General features: G+C 35.2%; 13 protein-coding genes and 1 pseudogene. 10 read left to right on the top strand and 4 right to left on the bottom strand.

Going from position 1 to position 17,683, the window contains the following annotated elements; genetic code table 11:
- Positions 1-38: 38 nt before the first annotated feature.
- The 7 genes and pseudogenes from CWB75_RS13170 to CWB75_RS13140 all read left to right on the top strand — a co-directional run bounded on the left by CWB75_RS13170 (position 39) and on the right by CWB75_RS13140 (position 7,885).
- Positions 39-776: an FNR family transcription factor gene (locus CWB75_RS13170; RefSeq protein ID WP_010389589.1), complete on the top strand. Its 738-nt coding sequence runs from the start codon at positions 39-41 to the stop codon at positions 774-776.
- A 107-nt stretch (positions 777-883) separates the two neighbouring features.
- Positions 884-1,810 carry a universal stress protein UspE gene (uspE, locus tag CWB75_RS13165; protein WP_138570896.1) on the top strand — a complete coding sequence of 309 codons (927 nt, stop codon included), beginning with the start codon at positions 884-886 and terminating at the stop codon, positions 1,808-1,810.
- Positions 1,811-1,902: 92 nt separating this feature from the next.
- Positions 1,903-2,046, top strand: a pseudogene (locus CWB75_RS13160) (tRNA 2-thiocytidine(32) synthetase TtcA); the annotation flags it as partial.
- Between the two features lie 173 nt (positions 2,047-2,219).
- Positions 2,220-3,476 carry a site-specific integrase gene (locus CWB75_RS13155; RefSeq protein ID WP_138570895.1) on the top strand — a complete coding sequence of 419 codons (1,257 nt, stop codon included), beginning with the start codon at positions 2,220-2,222 and terminating at the stop codon, positions 3,474-3,476.
- On the top strand, positions 3,460-5,121 hold the full coding sequence (locus CWB75_RS13150; RefSeq protein ID WP_138570894.1) for a hypothetical protein: 1,662 nt from the start codon (positions 3,460-3,462) through the stop codon (positions 5,119-5,121). Before CWB75_RS13155 ends, CWB75_RS13150 begins: the two co-directional genes overlap by 17 nt.
- Entirely contained in the window at positions 5,118-7,466 is a 2,349-nt protein-coding gene (locus CWB75_RS13145) for a hypothetical protein (RefSeq protein ID WP_138570893.1), read from the top strand. Before CWB75_RS13150 ends, CWB75_RS13145 begins: the two co-directional genes overlap by 4 nt.
- Positions 7,467-7,474: 8 nt before the next feature.
- Positions 7,475-7,885 carry a hypothetical protein gene (locus CWB75_RS13140; protein ID WP_138570892.1) on the top strand — a complete coding sequence of 137 codons (411 nt, stop codon included), beginning with the start codon at positions 7,475-7,477 and terminating at the stop codon, positions 7,883-7,885.
- A 248-nt stretch (positions 7,886-8,133) separates the two neighbouring features.
- Here CWB75_RS13140 and CWB75_RS13135 read toward each other — a convergent pair whose 3' ends face one another.
- The 4 genes from CWB75_RS13135 to CWB75_RS13115 all read right to left on the bottom strand — a co-directional run bounded on the left by CWB75_RS13135 (position 8,134) and on the right by CWB75_RS13115 (position 14,780).
- Positions 8,134-9,207 (bottom strand): hypothetical protein, encoded by a 1,074-nt coding sequence (locus tag CWB75_RS13135; RefSeq protein WP_006792233.1) that lies wholly within the window; start codon positions 9,205-9,207, stop codon positions 8,134-8,136.
- A gap of 356 nt (positions 9,208-9,563) precedes the next feature.
- Positions 9,564-9,974, bottom strand: coding sequence for a hypothetical protein (locus CWB75_RS13125; protein WP_138570890.1), 411 nt, complete (start codon positions 9,972-9,974; stop codon positions 9,564-9,566).
- Complete coding sequence (locus tag CWB75_RS13120; protein ID WP_138570889.1) at positions 9,971-10,882, bottom strand: hypothetical protein; 912 nt, start codon at positions 10,880-10,882, stop codon at positions 9,971-9,973. Before CWB75_RS13120 ends, CWB75_RS13125 begins: the two co-directional genes overlap by 4 nt.
- A 73-nt stretch (positions 10,883-10,955) precedes the next feature.
- A complete protein-coding gene (locus CWB75_RS13115) occupies positions 10,956-14,780 on the bottom strand; it encodes an nSTAND3 domain-containing NTPase (protein WP_138570888.1) in 3,825 nt (1,274 codons plus the stop codon).
- A 444-nt stretch (positions 14,781-15,224) separates the two neighbouring features.
- Between CWB75_RS13115 and umuD the strand changes: the two genes are divergently transcribed.
- From umuD to CWB75_RS13100, 3 genes are all read left to right on the top strand, one after another.
- Entirely contained in the window at positions 15,225-15,641 is a 417-nt protein-coding gene (umuD, locus tag CWB75_RS13110) for a translesion error-prone DNA polymerase V autoproteolytic subunit (protein ID WP_138570887.1), read from the top strand.
- Entirely contained in the window at positions 15,626-16,885 is a 1,260-nt protein-coding gene (locus tag CWB75_RS13105) for a Y-family DNA polymerase (protein WP_138570886.1), read from the top strand. The genes umuD and CWB75_RS13105 overlap by 16 nt, the downstream gene beginning before the upstream one ends.
- Before the next feature lie 79 nt (positions 16,886-16,964).
- Positions 16,965-17,645: an HNH endonuclease gene (locus tag CWB75_RS13100; protein WP_212750902.1), complete on the top strand. Its 681-nt coding sequence runs from the start codon at positions 16,965-16,967 to the stop codon at positions 17,643-17,645.
- Positions 17,646-17,683: the final 38 nt, after the last annotated feature.

The following is a 17,683-nucleotide window of genomic DNA, read 5'->3' as shown; positions in this document are numbered from 1 at the left end:
ATAAAATGTCGTGCATAGAAATTTAACGGATTGAACTTATGGATTTTTCTCAAAGTCGTGCTAAAGGTAATTGTGCCATTAGCTGTAATAATTGCAGTATTAGCCAGTTATGTTTACCATTTTCTTTAAATGGCCAAGAAATGGATAAACTTGATGAGATCATTGAGCGAAAAAAACCATTACACAAGGGTGACTACTTATTTGAATCGGGCGCGCCTTTAAATGCAATTTTTGCGGTTCGTTCAGGTTCGTTTAAATCGTATACCTTGTCTGAGCAAGGCGATGAACAAATTACCGGCTTTCACTTAGCTGGCGACCTTGTTGGGTTTGATGCCATCAATAAAATGCAGCACCAAAGCTTTTCTCAAGCACTAGAAACCTCAATGGTATGTGAAATCCCCTTTGATACACTTGACGAACTCGCTGGTAAGTTGCCTAAGCTTCGCCAACAAATTATGCGTTTAATGAGTAGTGAAATAACCTACGATCAAGAAATGCTGCTATTACTTAATAAAAAGTCTGCCGAAGAACGCCTAGCGAGTTTTATTTATAATTTATCAGAGCGTTTTGGTGAGCGTGGTTTTTCACGTAAAGAATTTAGATTTACCATGACCCGCGGTGAAATTGGCAACTACCTCGGTTTAACAGTTGAAACTATTAGCCGTTTATTGAGCCGTTTTCAAAAAGCAGATTTAATCAAAGTAGAAGGCAAGTTTATTACTATTTTAGATAATGACGCGCTTGCGAAAACAGCTGCGATTGTAAAGCCACGTTAATAAATCAATAAATTGATATAGAACAATAATCTTAGTGCTCCCCCCTTTAACTGTTGTGTATTTGCGTTACACTAAATGTATAACTGTTAAGTGAATGGAGTAGCACAATGGAAACGATTAAACGTATTATCGCGGTTATTGACCCAACTAAAGACGATCAAAATGCCCTCGCGCGTTCAATAGATTTAGCCAAAAAATCGGGTGCGAGCATTACCGCCTTTATGACGGTTTATGATTTCTCTTACGAAATGACTACTATGCTATCAGGCGATGAACGTGAAGCAATGCGCCAAGCCGTCCTCAAAGATCGCGAGCTATGGCTTAAAGATCTAATCTCTCCTTATCAAAATATTAATATTGATACGCAAGTTATTTGGCATAATCGCCCATACGAGGCAATAATTAATACCGTTATCAATGATAAATACGACTTGGTTATCAAAGGTACTCATCAACACGGTGCGCTTAAAGCGGTCATTTTTACTCCTACAGACTGGCACTTAGTCAGAAAGTGTCCAACGCCCGTTTTATTTGTCAAAGATATGCAATGGCCAGCACAAGGGAATATTTTAGCTGCTGTGAACGCAGTCAGTGAAAATGAGCAGCACTTATCACTTAATAAACGCATAATTAAAGATGCACAATTTTTATGTGAACTAGCTAATGCTAAACTTAACTTAGTCAATGCCTACCCTGCTACACCGGTAAATATTGCCATAGAAATCCCAGAATTTAATCCTGGGCTTTACAATGAATCGGTTAAAAAACATCATATTGAATCAACCAATCAACTAGCTAATGAGTTTAACCTAACCTCTGATCAATGCTTTATTGAAGAGGGATTGCCAGAAGATGTGATACCGGATGTTGCAAGTCGTTTAAATAGTGAGTTAGTGGTTATTGGCACTGTTGGACGTACTGGCTTAAGTGCTGCATTAGTGGGTAACACCGCTGAGCATGTAATTGACAGCCTCGATTGTGATGTACTTGCATTGAAACCTGATGGCTATGTAAGTCCACTCGCAGAAAGTTAACGTTTGCTGTAGCTGTGATATTACATATGGCATATAATACGCCCCTTTATTTTTAGCAATTAATTTTGCCGTACTGTTTATAAGGGGGCGTAGTGTCTCATTCTGCTCAAGCCAAAGCTCAACACAACTTAAATAAGCTTCAAAAGCGTTTACGCCGCCTCACAGGTCAAGCTGTCATGGATTTTAACATGATAGAAGAAGGTGATCGTATCATGGTGTGCTTATCGGGCGGAAAATTATATTAAATATCTTTTTTGTGTTTATTAATATTTTTTTTGTTTCTTCCAACTTATTATTCTATAAGAAAAAATTAAAGTCACTCATTAATATTTAGATTCTTTTTTGCTCTTTTTGTAAAGTACGCTATATTTTATAAATCCACTTATAGTAATGATTGGTTTTGTAAAGTATGAATGTTAGTCAATATAAAGTTGGATCTAAGCGCTTTATAGCCTTTATTGGCTTAAATGATATTCCTATTTTACCTCTAGCAAATACGTTTCTATATGATGTATTTTTAAACACATCATATTCAACCAAACTCCGTGTAGCGTATGAACTCAAAACCGTACTTAATTATTTTGACGCAGAAGCAATTGATCTAGAGCTTAGAGTTAGCTCTGGTTTGTATATAAGTGCGAGTGAATTAAGTCATTTCTATGGGGAGATGCGCCTAAAAAAAGATTCGTTTTCACAAAAAAATCTATTTTCAGTACCTGATAATAGTGAAAGTAAATATATCAGGAATGCAATTTCAGCATCATCATTTAATAAAAACAAAGTATCAACAGAAACAACAACAGGCAGAATAAGAACTCTTAGGAAATATTTAGTATATATCCATGAACACTATCATGGTGATCGACAAGCACCGCCCAATTTAAAGGATTCATATAATAGGGTTATTTCAAAGTTAAAATTACGAGAAAGCTATACTCAAGATACTAATAAAGTTTCAAGTGTAGAGTTAGTTGAAACTGTAATACCTGATGAAATTTATGATTCATTTAAAGAAATAGTTTTACCTAGTTCAAAAGATAATCCTTTTAAAAAATGTAGATTACGCAATTATTTAATTCTATCAATATTGAGACAAACTGGTATTAGAAGAAGTGAGGTCTGTAAGTTAAAAATTTCTGATTGCCAATTTTATGGTGATTATAACAAGATAAAGATTTATTCAAGCCCAGATGATCCTACTGATACTAGATTAAATAAACCTGATAAAAAGTGTGGGAGAGCACATTTCGCAGGGATTAGTGTAACGTTAATGAAAGAAATTCATTTTTATATTCACCATGTAAGAATAAAATTTGATAAAGCTACTCTTCATGATTTTCTATTTGTATCAGAAAAGAATACTCACAAAACAGCGGGGCTTCCAATTACTAGGGAAATGGTTAATTATATTTTGTGCAAAGTTTCTTCTAAACTTGGATATAAAATTCACCCACACACTTTAAGGCATAAGTGGAATGAGAAACTAAGTATAAAAGGAATGAATAAAGGGATTGATTCAGAATTCATAGAGGATATGCGAAGAAGTGCTATGGGGTGGCAACCTGACTCAAAGATGGGCCGAGTTTATAATGATAAACATGAGCAACTGTCGGCAATTGAGCTAATGAAAGAACATCAGGAAAAAATAGATGGAACCAAAAAGTGAACCCAAGCTGCCGGCTAATATCCCTGAATTACCAGAGAAGTTTATTTCGCAAGCGGGTATTAAAGTTGAAACATTTAATAATACTTGGGAGTTAGCACATTTAGGTAAAGGACGTACAACTAATATTGCATGGCTTCAATCCTTTCCTAGGACTTCAAAGCTAAAATATATATTACTCGATACTCTGATTTACTACGCAGAAACAAAATCTGCTTCAACTGTCACTACGATTACTGCTTCTTTGAGACAGGCCTTTCCAAACGATTGTAGTGACATATCTGAATTTGAGAATATATGGCATGTACTAAGAGGCTCGACAAAAAAAACTATAAGTGGTTTTTTAAACTCATCATTAAAATTGAATCACACGTTACTTGATAAGCACTATAGGCTAGCTTGTAAATATAGTTATAAACAAAGCTTTAATGGTTTACATCCGACAAAAGGTAGACTAACAGATTACGAATATGACTCTATACTTGAGAACCTTAGGATAAAGTGCAGAAGTATTCCAAATCAGCCTCCAGAAGACCTTCATTACTACACTAAAGTGAGTGAAAAGAACAATAATTTCATAAACCTGAAAAGTATGGTTGCTTATCGTTTACTTATACAGTTAGCAAGACGCCCAAGACAAATAGTTATGCTAAAGTGGTCAGATATTTTACCTGTTGGAATATCATTCAATGATGAAAATTTGAATGGTGAGCCAATAAATACGGGGGTTAAAACACTTCATGTTAGATGTTATAAAATCAAACAAAGCAATCAAGATTTTAACTTTCGTCTTTTCCCTGAAAAATGGTCAATACCTCTAACAGAGTCATTCTCGGCGTTATTATTAAAGTACAGGGAGATTTATTGTAAAGGCCTAAGCTTAGCTATTAATGAGTGTGGGGCACAATTAAGTACTGCTCAATATGAAACTTTAATAAATCATTGCCCAATAATTCCAGATATTAAAATTTTTACAGCTGATTTCTCTGATAGTGTACTTATTGATTCAATTTTATACGAAAGATCACAATTGTTTCATGCATCAGAAAATATTTTTAAAAACGCAGAGAATAGTTATGGCAAAGGTTTATCTGAACGCACTGGTAGAGTCGTTGGAACAAATAACAGGCTTAGGCACACTTGGCTTTGTAATGCAGCTCTAAATGGTCATCCTCTCTCTGAAATTTGTAAAATAACTAATGTAACTGAACCTGGCGCAAGAGCTTATTTGCAATTAAGTTTAAAAGAGAGACAGTATATTGATACTAACTACGCCGCTAATCAGTTACTTCGAGATGCTTTTAACCCAAAGGTATCAATAACTGATGGAGATACAACAGTAGAAAATGAAATTGATATATTTGGAGTAGAGAAAGAACCTTCTAACTGCAATGCATGCGATCATAAGTCTAACTTAACGAGACCATTACCATGTTATGGGTGCCCTAACTTTAGACCTCTATTAGACGCAAATCATAATGCAATTTTAGAACAAGCTATTGCAAAACGTAAATTTATAAAAACATTTAGTAGTAATTACACCAATTCTGGTTCGACAGAGAAGTTAGATAAGGTTATAGCCAATATAAAACTAACAATAGCAATTTGTATTGAAATGAAACTTCATAATGCAAAGTTGAACAAATGAATATATTCAATAAATACCACCTCGCACTTCAAGATTTACTCCAATCATATTCTAATGAAATACCTAAAAATATTTCTTCTATAGAACATTCAAAACCAACTTGGGATGATCCTGTTTGGTATATTCTAGATGTTGATACAGGAGTTCGTCATCGTTACCTATTTACTAAAGCAGTTAAAGGGCAAAGGCGCTCTAAGAATGATTCATACTTCAGGAAATTAAAAAATTACGAGTCGGACTTGCTTACAAAAAATTACGGATTGCTCCTAAAGGTTTATGCGTTGGATGTACAACAGCAAAATATCGTTAATAATAGCAAGCAATTAAGAATTACTGTAGCGTCACAGATTCTAACAGAAAGTGAAAAATATCGAAATCTAAATGACTTACCTATTAAGTTTTGGAACGACTGTAAACAATCAAATATTTTTTGGGACTTTTGCAAAAGACACCATTTAATCTCTGGTAACTTAAGGCCGCATCATAGTGATAGACTTAGAGCGGCTGACGATATATTCGATAGGGCTAATAAAAATGTTTTCAAAATGCCCAAAGAATCAATGATTTTTTCTCTTGGCTATATTTTCAATGAGGTATTTAAAGATGTAGATGAGAACGGAAAACTCGACGAAGAAGGTATGATTAATATAGTAGATGCAATACCTATAACTGTTGCTTTATTGGGACTTGCTTCACCATGTCGGCTTAATTCAGAAATTCCTCTACTACAAAATCAAAAACTAAAGTCAATTAAACCTAAAAGTGGAGAGCCTATATATTATCTTGACTGGCCAGGCAGTAAAGGGTACCAAGATAATCAAAACCATGTTTTAAAGGCTTTAGCTCCACATGTAAAAAAAGCTATAAATTTTTTTCATGGATACTTTCAACCTGAACGCTATTACGTTCGTTTTTTAAAAAATACCAAACAATCATGGAAGCAGCTTTTAAACGGTTTTATTTTAGATCCGAATAGAATCAAAGAGTTAGACTTCTCTCAACCTCCAAATATTTTTACGGTTGCGTATGCATTAGGCTTTTACCCAATAAAATATAAAGTAGAAGTACTTAAATGTCATAATAGTATTCTATTAGGTGTTTCTGAACGTCAATGGAAGTGGAATTTAAAGCGTGGTCAGACTAAGAGTAGCCAACTTATTGAGAAGAACATTAGTAAACTATTACTTAGTGATCTAGTTATTAACTTGTCAGCGGTAGATACAACAACCCCTTCAAAATACTCAATACAGAGACTTCTGCAAACAGAAAATTTTACTAAAAGCTTCAAAAATCGCCTTACTATACAGTTCCTTACTGATATAGGCTCTCTTCAAAAAGAAATTATACGTTTACAGAAAGAAAATATTCCAACATTCCCAAAGTGCTATGTTGAGTCTGAAAAATATATCGACCTTGAACATGCTTTATTTTGTATTGCACCAAACAAACATAATTTTAATTCAGTACATGGAATGTCTGGTAGCCCTTTGAATATAATTTCATTAAGAAAAGTAAAAACAATTTTCGTAAATGCTTTTTCTGACAACAACCCAGCTACAAATATATTTAATAAGTATGGCTTTAAAACTGAAAAACTTCGCCTTCATTCACTACGTCACTTTGCAAATACGTATGCAGAAAAAGGAGGTATTCCCTTAAGTGTCATAGCCTCTTGGTCTGGCAGAACAAGCATAAAGCAAACACTAGAGTATATTCATAATAATGAAGAGACTAACGCTGATAGAGTTACTACAACATTAGATCTCGATGCTAGCCATATTGATATCCGAGTTATAACAAACGATGAGTTAAAGACTTATGGGGGGCTCCCTGCAAGTATTACTGATACAGGAATATGTGTACAAGAGCTTTCTGTTACACCTTGTAATTATATAAATAATTTTTTAAGTGGCTGCTTTTTATGTGAAAGCTCTTGCTATATATGTGGGGACACTGATGCTATAAAATTACTTGAATATGACCTTAGATTTCAATCAATAAGACTTGCCAGATTATCAAAACAAGAAAATATATTTAAATCTCCTTGTAAAAAAGATTGGTATTTAAAACACACTAAAGAAGTTGCTTTACTTGAACAGCTTATTCAAATTTTAAAAAATGGACTACATGGAAATATAGCTCGAATATCAACCGAAGAAAAAAAAATTTTTATAACAAACCCTAAAACAAATGTTATAGATGAAGTGAAGTTAACAATTTCTTCAGATGAAAATATTTTAAACCAATTAACAGATAAAACTTCTAGTATTAGCTCCATCCCCGAAGGAATGACAGCGTTACTTTCTTCTTTTGGTGTAACTAATTTTAAAAATAAATCAAAGTAGAACTTGCAATGCCAGCTAAAGCTAAAATTACAAATGAAACACAGTTTAACATTGAGAGAATGATCCTTCTTTGGGAAGGAAAGCTTACGTGGAAAAATCTAACTCAAAAAATTTCAATTGATCTTGATATTCAAGTATCAAGACAAACATTAGAGAGTTATAACGGGATTTATCAAGCTTACAAACATAAGAAATGTTCAAAAAACACTAAAGATCATCATTGTAAAAAGGGAATTATTAAGGCCGATGTTGATCTACTTAAGCGAATAAATAAACTTGAAGCAGAGATAGAATTAAAGAATAAAACAATTAATGAACAAAAAAGGTTCCTACAAAGAGTTTTACAAAATGCCACAGAAATTCCTGCTCTGAAAGGTAACCTTGATATATTAATAGCAGAAAGACCTGAAGACAAATAAACTAAATTGAACAACTTTTTCTGAATTAGTGTTAACTTTATCTGTCAGGTTTGATTGTTAGGGCTTAATCAAAACTGACAGCGGCATAAGCCAATCTCGGCCGTTCAAGAGCAACTTAATATCTTAAATCCCGTTACAATAACGGACGTTCACCCAACTCGTATTTGGGCAAAAATGAGCTAGGTTTATTGCCATCTCTTACTGCAAGTTACCTGTGATGTCGCAATCATAGAGTCTTTGCATCTGGTTCAGGTCTTTTTGTTGTGGAAATGGTGTAGAAGTTTCTTATTATTAGCTTCATCCCCTATTTCTAACCTAATAAATAATGGAAATTCTGAATTAAAAAAGCTCAGTGCTTCATCAAAAAACTCTCTGTAAATAACCGAGGCTTTATTATTCTCCAATAAAGCTAATAGCCTACTTGCATTAGAATATTCATTCCCATTACCGTCTAACATAGAAAAATTAGCTCTTAGAAGCATATCACTTAACAATTGAGCTTGTACGGGGAGCACTCTTCTAACAGTAACCCCCTCATTGTTTTGCTCAACTGCTAGATGCTCTTGAGAAAAACAGTCCAGAAATAAATTTAACATCGGATATTCGCTTGGCAACGTTAGTTGCTTTTCATCAATTGTTATCGAGACGGACTTTAAGTAACCATATTCTTTTGAGTACGCAGTCGATGTTTTTGGTATTTTTGAAAATTCTGTATCGATAATTATATTAGTGGTCGGCATTAAAAAATAGTCGTTTAGAAGAATATGCCCAATGCCCCCATTGATAATCTGTTGAGGGTTTGAGATCCGTTTGGATTTTGTTAATTGCTCTTCAGTTTGCAAAATCCACCATTGTTGTTGCTCACTAATCTTAAATCTAGAAGCTATAATCAATGGTAAATCGTATAAGTCGGTATATTTTGCATATTTATCTAAAAAGTTTTTTCCTAGTTTAATTTTATCATTTTGAGTTGTTTTAACCTCAACAAGAGCAGACGTTTTGGTTGAATTACGATTTGTATCATAAACGCTATGGCTAAGGTCAAATACTGCTAAGTAGTCTGGTACTTTTAAATCATTATTTATCACAAACCCCTGTTCTAACCCATTTATTGCAAGGCAGGCTTTCATCAATTTACAAAGAAGCAGAAACTCGTCCTCCAAGAGAAGACCATCAATCCTTCGGATAACTTCTTCAATATTCTGCTCGACTAAATGTGTTTTTACATACAGTTCAAACTCGGCCTCACTCGAACAACCAAGCCTTATTGATTTGAGGATCTTTAACTGCTCAATTTGAGATAAATCTTTTAAACCGTTCATGAAATTATGCTCCTTGCTGAATTCTAAGTGAGCTACCGCTTTATTTTAGTTAATACAAACAACACATTTGTTTTGAATACAAAACTTACCGTGCACTCTTAATTAGTAAAATTTGAATTGTAACTCACTTTGGGGCATAACCAAGCTATTCACTTTTGCTAGCTCTGCGTTGGACAAAAATGTGTTAGAACGTCGAATGTAAAAGGTAAATTTCGGATAATATCTATGGGGTAACGCTCTGTTAAGGTTTGAGCAAGGCTATACCTAAGTTTCTGCATACCACCTTAAACACTAAACGCAACGCATAGCAAAAATACCAAGCGTTGCGAATCACTCTTAAACAAATTGTTAGAGGGCTAATTCTGAGATCTAGAAATATCCTGTTGTTCATTTTGAAAACGAGCATTCTCAACCGCTTTACTTATTAACAACCTATACTGTTGTTTTGCTTCAATCCTTGTGAGTTTGCCTTGGGAAAGCTGCTGCTCTATCAGTAAAATAGCATTTTCTATTTCTGGTTTGACTTTATGTCTGTTCACATAGTTTTTAATATTGAAACCAAAGATCCCAACAGCTAAAAAATGAAAAACCGTTATAGTCGAATTCCGTATCAGTTCAAAAACCGTGAAAAATGGAGACAATACAGAGACAAGACCATGTAATATAATACCAAACAAAACTCCCATACTAGTCGATATAGGATTTTTAACAAACAAAATATCCGTTGCAACTTTAAGAAAGTATGTGACATCATCTAGATTCTTCATAAGATTAGCCCTCCTAAAAGACCACTACAATCCTTTCTTTTACTTTGAGTTTTTGGGAATGTTTTTTTATCATTGAATCCAGTAAAGTCATCATCAGATGAGTGCTGTTCAATATAACCAATTATTTCTCTTGCTTCATACTGATTACTACCGTAAAAGCCATTTGTAATTCTATACTCTAATAATTTTTGGTTTAGAACCAAAAGAGAAAATAAAGATAGTAAAAAGGATATCAACCAAAAGTTAACATCACTATTAGTTAGTAATGGTAAAACAATGGATATGATTGTCGATATCATTATAAAAATATAACTCTTTGTGTCTTTTTTAATTTTCTCTCCAACTAGCATACCTACGATGCTATTTTTATCTATGTCTGACGATTCATCGTTATACATTACATTCTTGAGCGTTGAGTTTACTAAGCCTGAGTTCAAAAACATCCATAATTTTTGATAGGCAGGCTGTTTTTCCTTTAACCTACTCGCACGTCCAATACTTTGAAGCATTTTGGTAGTTCGAAGGTATTTTGAGTAAGTTACATCAATTCTTTTAAACTTATTATCAATATTTCGTTGATTTAAAGCCTCTATATCTTTAAGTAGTGATGATATTTCATCAAAAGAACGTTCGTGAATTCTATTAATACGAGTTAATTCTTCAATAGTTTTTTCTACTTCCTTTTGTGTTTCATCTAGGTTTTTCTTAGAGTTAAATTTGAAAACCACAGAAACTATTGCTACAACCATTGAACAAAAAGCGATCACTATTTCAATCATATTTCCTCCTTCTTTACTTACATATCCCTCTAACGCACGGCTTTGTAGCGGGCTTGTAGCGGCGAAAAGGCCGCCCCAGCCCTGAAGTACATTTGCCTCAAATCCATTTAGATCTGTAAAACTATACAACTCATAACACTTATTTTTCCATACTTTTACCTAATGATTATGTACTGAAAAAAATTATAAATAGACATATCTCTTAAAAAACCCAATCTGTTATTTTTTCAGGTTCATTGTAAATTCTGGGCATATCTAACTCCTTCATTAACTCATCACGCCTTTCCTGAATAAATTGGACTTCATGAGATGAATATCCTAACTTGTAAAATTGTTCTTTCGCAAAGTCACATGTGTCATAGTGTAATGGTGGTTCTTCAGCAAACAATCTCATTATTAAAGTCGAAGCTGCTTGTAGATACTCTGTAGTCAAGGATTCCGGCATTTCAGCTTTTACTCGAGAAAGTTGAACGAGGGCTTTTGTAATTAATTCGTCACTTTCAAAATGAGAATAAAATTTATTTAAGAATTCTTTCGGTACCCATTCTTTAGCCTCATATAATGAATCTAAAATAGTCAATGAGTGTGATGCCATTTGCTCTATCCATTTTGAGCACGTCTCACTTGAAGCCGTTTGAAATAAAGCTTCCCAAACTTCGGGCATAAATTCCCCACTTGTATCAAGCTTATATTGAAACATTAGTTCAAAAAATACATCTGAGTGACTCGCACCCCAATTATTAATAACTGAGCATAGCTCTGTACAAGCTCCATGCGATAATAGTTGATTAAACGCCTGTTTAAAAAGTGGATGTGAAGGCTCTTGTGCAATCAACTCAATGACCCTCGGCCAAACGTTTTGTTCTCGATGATGGGTGCCAATCCACCACAATGGTTGTGGTTCTCCAATATACATTTTGACCGCTGATGATAGAAGTTTAGGAGGTAAATCTAAGAGTTCCTCAGCTTGCAACATATCTGAAGTTTGACTACACCAATTAGGAATAATTAATTTTATCAGCTCATTAGGAGCTCTACGTGAAGTTAATACTGCCGCTTGTCGCCAATATCTATCTTCACTATCCATGCATATACGTTCAATAACAAGCTCTTGCTCTTCATTTGTCAATACATCCCAATCATACATTAAATCTGAAATAACGCGCACGAGACCCCCAGTTCCATTTAAGGACAACAACCGGCTGATGAGACCTCTTCTAGCTTCATCATTTGATTTAGTTATTTTTATCAATGTATCTGTAACTGCGAGGGCATAATCATCTGGTATTTTTTTGATTGAAATCTTCTCAAGTAGAGTTATCCAGCCATCAATAATAGGAATTGTAAGCTCTAAGTCTAATATTCTTATGGCTTCATTTACTACACAATCTAAACGTGTGAATTTTAAATTAACGTTATGTGGAAGAGATGATAATGCGATTGGTAAGAGTTTAGCAAACACTTCCCACGGAGGGTTTTCTCCCATTCTATGGGGACGTTCAAATACTACAAGGTCATCAATGATCGCATTCGCTAACACTGGCTGAGCTGCTAATTTTACTAACTCTGAAAAAAAGTAATTCTGGCGTTCGAAATTATATTCGTTCCAAGATCGTATTGTCGATTTAAATATTGATTCAGCCACTGCAGGATGTTTATCGCTAAAAATACGAGCAAGTATATCGCAATCATTTTCTCGGTTTATTTGAAGCCAAATTTTTACAGCTAGTGCTCGAACCAAACCTTCGTTAATACTTAATATGCGTGATATAGCGCTATGTGTTAACTCTTCAGGTTTGTTTTCTAAGTACGTTAGTACATCAAATGCATCTTTAGGAGTAATTACTTTCAAAGTATCATTATGAATGTCAGAAAGGATATTAATACTCTTATCTTCACCGAAGGCATTCGACCAAGAGTATTCCAAGTTAATACCCTTACCCATTGGATACCACGGTTGTCCATCTAGCCACTCCAAAACTTGTAGGTCTCCCCCATTAACTTTATTTATCCATTTACTTTGCTCAATCTCACATTCATCTGGAAATCTAGACATATTGTCAATTAAGAACTCAAAACAGATATCTCTCACCGACGGATAGCTAGAGTTTAGTCCACGTTTTGCAAGCTCAAATACTTTAATTTTATCAGAGTCTTTTTTTACCCGCTCGTAAATCCAGTTAAGGTTTCTAGCGCTCGCTCTTGCTGTAGATGGGGATAGACAAAAAATGCCGTTTTCTAGAATCTGTTCTATCCTAGGGAATGCCTTTCGAGCCTTAAAGTTGAATAATGACTCAGCCGCAGAACGGTAGAATGGATGAGAAAAAGTAGCTTCGTCACTATCATTAAACTCAGCCATGCAGCGTTGTTCTAATAAATCAAGACTATCTGAATCATCTTGTGAAAGTTTTGGTTTAGGTTGGTATTTGGGGAAAATGTGAGTTTTGCTAACCTTTGTTTTACCAAAAGAAGCATAAGTTGAGACTATATCCGAATAACCATGAAAGTTTTCCTCACTATTCGCTAACGAATAAGCAAGATCTGTTTCACTGACAGGCTCTAGATTACTACTAGTTATTGCTAACCCCATTAATATATTCTTGCACCCTTCTTGATCTAGAGCCTTACCCAAATCAACTGCATCCTTACGAGCAAAGCGCAATATTTGATCTATATTTGAAGTATCATTAATCTTTTCATTTTCAGCTGCCAAATAAGTCAAGCACCCTAGTTCAATATTAATTTTTCCTTCTATTAATGAGTTGCGTACAGTATTGAAAAGATTTTTTGAAATAGAAAACTCTCTTCCTAAAGTATCCCAATGACTAAGAAGAAGTCCAACGCTTACATCAGAAAGGTCTACCCAAGTCCTCCCTTCAATACTAGCGTCAGTAAGCATTTCGGTCTCAGTAACCTCTAATAGTCGCTCTTGTCCTTGGGATACAATTAACTTCCTATTTTTTCGTAAGTTAGTAATGAGCCTTTTCAATCGTCCAAGGCTTTCATTAGGCTTATTCACTGGATGTATTCCGCCCAATGGATCATCAAGGACAACTAATCTAGGAGTATGTACTGGATCAAGTAGAAAACGTTCTGCTTCGTCAACGTGCTGAGTCAACAATACGGAATAACCTATACATTGAAATTCTGAAGCTATCCATTTAGCGCTATTACTTTTCCCAACCCTAGGTCTTCCTGATAGTAGCAGGCAATCATGTGTTTTTAACTGCTCTACCCAAATACCTTCTTGATCTCTTTGAATATAATTTTTAGGACGAATGGATAGAACAGGATTTTCATTTAGATATTGCAAGAAGGGAGCAATTGTGTCTTTTTGAGATAATTTGCCATCCTTTATAATGGTTGATAGGCCATTGATGATATGATTAAACATATCATCTGGTACCTGAAAGTTGCTCCTCAATATCCTTCGGCAGCTATCTGTAAGATTATCTTTGCTTGTATTGTCTATAATAATCAACCGAGAAAGAGATTCTTTTATATCGTTGATACTTACTGATTCAAAGAACTGAACGATATGGTTTCTACGAGCATTATTTTTACGAGTTTCAGGTAATGAACGAGCATATTCTCTAACTGCATTTAAAACTAATTGAGCATCTGGCTGATTGAAACGTGTCGTTTTATGTATGCCTCCCTGCCAGTCGCCTTTAGGAAGGTATTTTTGCAATGAATCGGTTGCTCTACCGGACATAACTAACACAGCGCGAGAGTTTTTGTTTAGAAGAAGGCGTTCAAGTAAAAAGTTATTATCACCGTAAGCAGGGAAATGTCCAAGGCATTCAGCAACTTTTTCGTGATCAACAGGTTCTTCAGAGCCTTTCACCTGAATTTCAAATTTGTTTGATTGACCAGTATCATCAAGGAAACATAACTCTGCATCTTCTCCTCCCTCTGGCTCAACTAAAAATTTTGTACCATTCTTATCGTAGAACTTTAGGATATAGTGGACACACACTAGATCTTGAAAATCGTATTTAATTTGACCAGTCAAAGCTATCGACATAAGTAATATACCCAGATGATAATTAGTATTTATTACATAATATCATGTAGATATGTTTAGTATAGTGGAATACGTAATTAGTCAAATAATTCCTGTAGCTCAGAATAGAAAAGTTATTCGAATGTTCATAACCTCCAAAGCTTGGTAAATCGGTAGTGTACAAAAACGAGTTTACCCCTCTTCCGCTTTCTTATAGCTTGCTCAAAAAACCGCCTTTATGTTAATAACTAAATAGGCTTTTAGGCCAGTCTTTAATTAAGAATATTCCACATAATAGTTTTCATGAAACGGTGACACCTCATTAAAGATGAAATCTCGATAACTCATTGTTTTGCCGAAGTAAGAACGATATTAGCTTAGTTAAGCTCTCATTTAACATTTAAATTTCTTGGTAAGCTTTGCAAGCTGAATTATACTGTATAGATAAACAGTATAGAGGTGCGTATGTTTGTTATTCCATTTTTTATAGAGGCCGGTATTACAGGATTTGAGTCTCCCGCAGCAGAGTACACAGAGCTTGGGATTTCGCTCGATGAACTTATAATAAAGCACCCTAATGCGACATTTATTGGTTTAGCATCGGGTGAATCAATGCAAGATATAGGAATTTTCGATGGTGACTTACTCGTTGTTGATAGAGCTGAAAATATGAGTACTGGCGATGTGATTGTTGCGAGTTATAACGGGACTTTTGTGTGTAAAATAATAGATAAAACAAACCGTTTACTCATTTCTGCTTCTAAAAACTATCAGTCTGTTTATATCTCTGAAAATGATGACTTTAAATTAGAAGGTGTTGTTACTTCGAGCATTCGTCTTCATAAGAATAAAGCCGAGTTGAGTCGATGTTTGCCCTCGTAGATGCTGTTGCTTTTTATGCGAGTGCAGAAAAGGTCTTTGACCCCTCTATTCGCTTTAAACCAGTTGTGGTTCTAACAAATAACGATGGGTGTATTTGCGCCATATGCCCTATTGCCAGAAAGCTGAATATTCCTAAATTCCAGCCTTACTTCAAAGTTAAAAACTACCTAGAGCAACATAATGTAGTTGTTCGCTCATCAAACTATGAACTGTATGCTGATTTGAGCGAGAGAATGATGACGGTTATAAACCGCTTTTGTGATGACCACTATGTATATAGTATCGATGAGTCTTTCCTTCGCTTTACTGGCTTCACTAAAATCATTGATGATTGGGCCAACTATGGACAAACAATACGCCGTGCTGTTTGGCGTGAAACTGGCTTACCCGTAGGTGTTGGGTTTGGTGCGACGCCTACGCTAGCTAAAGCCGCCAACCATGCAGCTAAAAAGCTGTCCGGCTACAACGGTGTTGCTGTTATCAACGATGAGCATTCTCGCCAAGCAATATTGACGCGAATGGATGTCACTGATGTATGGGGCATAGGCTCCCGTTTAGGAAAAAAGCTTAAGTTCATGGGGATTAACACAGCATGGGAGCTCGCTTATCAAAACCCTAAAGCCATGAGAAGAATGTTTAGTGTTGTCGTTGAGCGAACAGTCAGCGAATTAAACGGTATTGCGTGTTTAAGTTGGGATGAAGTAAAGCAGAATAAAAAAGAGATATACTCTACAAGAAGCTTTGGTGAAAGAGTCTGTGATATAACAACACTAAAATCAGCTCTCGTTGCGCATGCTGCCATTGTTGGCCGCAAACTGAGGAATCAGCACTCTTTAGCAAAACGTATCGTTATATTTGCTGCCAGCTCACCTCACGAAGAATTTTATTATAAAAAATCACTTCTATATGAGTTTCCCATACCGACATCGGATACCAGTGTTATGGCTAAAGCCGTCTCTGACGTCATAAATGATATTTTTAAAGTAAATACGCGCTTTTATCGCTGCGGTATTGGTGCAATAGAATTAGAGAGTGAATTATTCCAACAAGCTGACATGTTCTCTGTCAGTGAAGATAAACCAAGGATGATGGAGTGCTTAGATGCTATAAATAAACGTTATGGCGTGGGCACTTTATCAATCGGCAGTGAAAAGCTTACACAAACGTTGAATATGAAGCGTGCTTTCTTATCACCTCACTACACAACACGTTGGTCAGACATCCCTATTATAAAATGCAGTTAAATCGGTTATTGTCTATTTATCAACCCTAGTTTTAGACAGTGACGTTATTGGTTAAAAAAGTAAGGTATCAGGAATTTAAATGAAAGCGCTAATATTAATACTAACTTTGATGGCCTCCAGTAGTGCCTCAGCTCACAGTGGTCGAACGAATTCAGAGGGTTGCCATAACGATAAAAAGCGAAACGAGTATCACTGCCATAGTAGTAAAAGCAAGCCAACATCCAGTACGCCAAATATAATTAAACCAGTGCCAAAAGGCTTCGCGATTGGCTCGCTTACTTATAATAGAAAAGATTGGCCACATTGGGTTGATGCCGATAATGACTGCCAGGATGCAAGAGCTGAAATACTCATTAGAGATTCAAAGTCACCTGTTAAATTTAAACGAAATAAGCCCTGTAACGTTTCTTGGGGTGAATGGATAGACCCATACACTGCTCAAACATTTTATAAAGCCTCAGATATCGACATAGACCATATTGTACCTTTAGCCCATGCCCATGAAATGGGGGGTAAATACTGGACTCGAGATCAAAGAAGAGCATTTGCCAACGACTTTGAAAATCTCTTAGCTGTAGAAGACAACGCAAACCAATCTAAAGGAGCTCAGCCGCCACATAAGTGGATGCCCCGAAATAAGCACTTTCATTGCGATTACCTAAATAAATGGAAATACATAAAAGGTAAATATGGGCTCAAAGAAAGTTTTAACGAAAAAACGTTTATAAATAATCTAATTAGTTCAAATGGTTGCAACTAAAAACATCTGCGCCTAACGTAGACATCTCTAATTTGTGG

It is taken from the genome of Pseudoalteromonas sp. S1608 (assembly GCF_005887265.1).
Lineage (GTDB): Bacteria > Pseudomonadota > Gammaproteobacteria > Enterobacterales > Alteromonadaceae > Pseudoalteromonas > Pseudoalteromonas undina.
The sequence above is the reverse complement of the archived record's forward strand: the minus strand, read 5'-3'. Positions and strand labels throughout refer to the sequence as shown.

What these genes read in the sequence shown, in the direction of transcription:
- CWB75_RS13170 (WP_010389589.1), top strand. Translation starts at nt 39, where the DNA reads ATGGATTTTTCTCAAAGTCGTGCTAAAGGTAATTGTGCCATTAGCTGT.
- uspE (WP_138570896.1), top strand. Translation starts at nt 884, where the DNA reads ATGGAAACGATTAAACGTATTATCGCGGTTATTGACCCAACTAAAGAC.
- CWB75_RS13155 (WP_138570895.1), top strand. Translation starts at nt 2,220, where the DNA reads ATGAATGTTAGTCAATATAAAGTTGGATCTAAGCGCTTTATAGCCTTT.
- CWB75_RS13150 (WP_138570894.1), top strand. Translation starts at nt 3,460, where the DNA reads ATGGAACCAAAAAGTGAACCCAAGCTGCCGGCTAATATCCCTGAATTA.
- CWB75_RS13145 (WP_138570893.1), top strand. Translation starts at nt 5,118, where the DNA reads ATGAATATATTCAATAAATACCACCTCGCACTTCAAGATTTACTCCAA.
- CWB75_RS13140 (WP_138570892.1), top strand. Translation starts at nt 7,475, where the DNA reads ATGCCAGCTAAAGCTAAAATTACAAATGAAACACAGTTTAACATTGAG.
- CWB75_RS13135 (WP_006792233.1), bottom strand. Translation starts at nt 9,207, where the DNA reads ATGAACGGTTTAAAAGATTTATCTCAAATTGAGCAGTTAAAGATCCTC.
- CWB75_RS13125 (WP_138570890.1), bottom strand. Translation starts at nt 9,974, where the DNA reads ATGAAGAATCTAGATGATGTCACATACTTTCTTAAAGTTGCAACGGAT.
- CWB75_RS13115 (WP_138570888.1), bottom strand. Translation starts at nt 14,780, where the DNA reads ATGTCGATAGCTTTGACTGGTCAAATTAAATACGATTTTCAAGATCTA.
- umuD (WP_138570887.1), top strand. Translation starts at nt 15,225, where the DNA reads ATGTTTGTTATTCCATTTTTTATAGAGGCCGGTATTACAGGATTTGAG.
- CWB75_RS13105 (WP_138570886.1), top strand. Translation starts at nt 15,626, where the DNA reads ATGTTTGCCCTCGTAGATGCTGTTGCTTTTTATGCGAGTGCAGAAAAG.
- CWB75_RS13100 (WP_212750902.1), top strand. Translation starts at nt 16,965, where the DNA reads ATGAAAGCGCTAATATTAATACTAACTTTGATGGCCTCCAGTAGTGCC.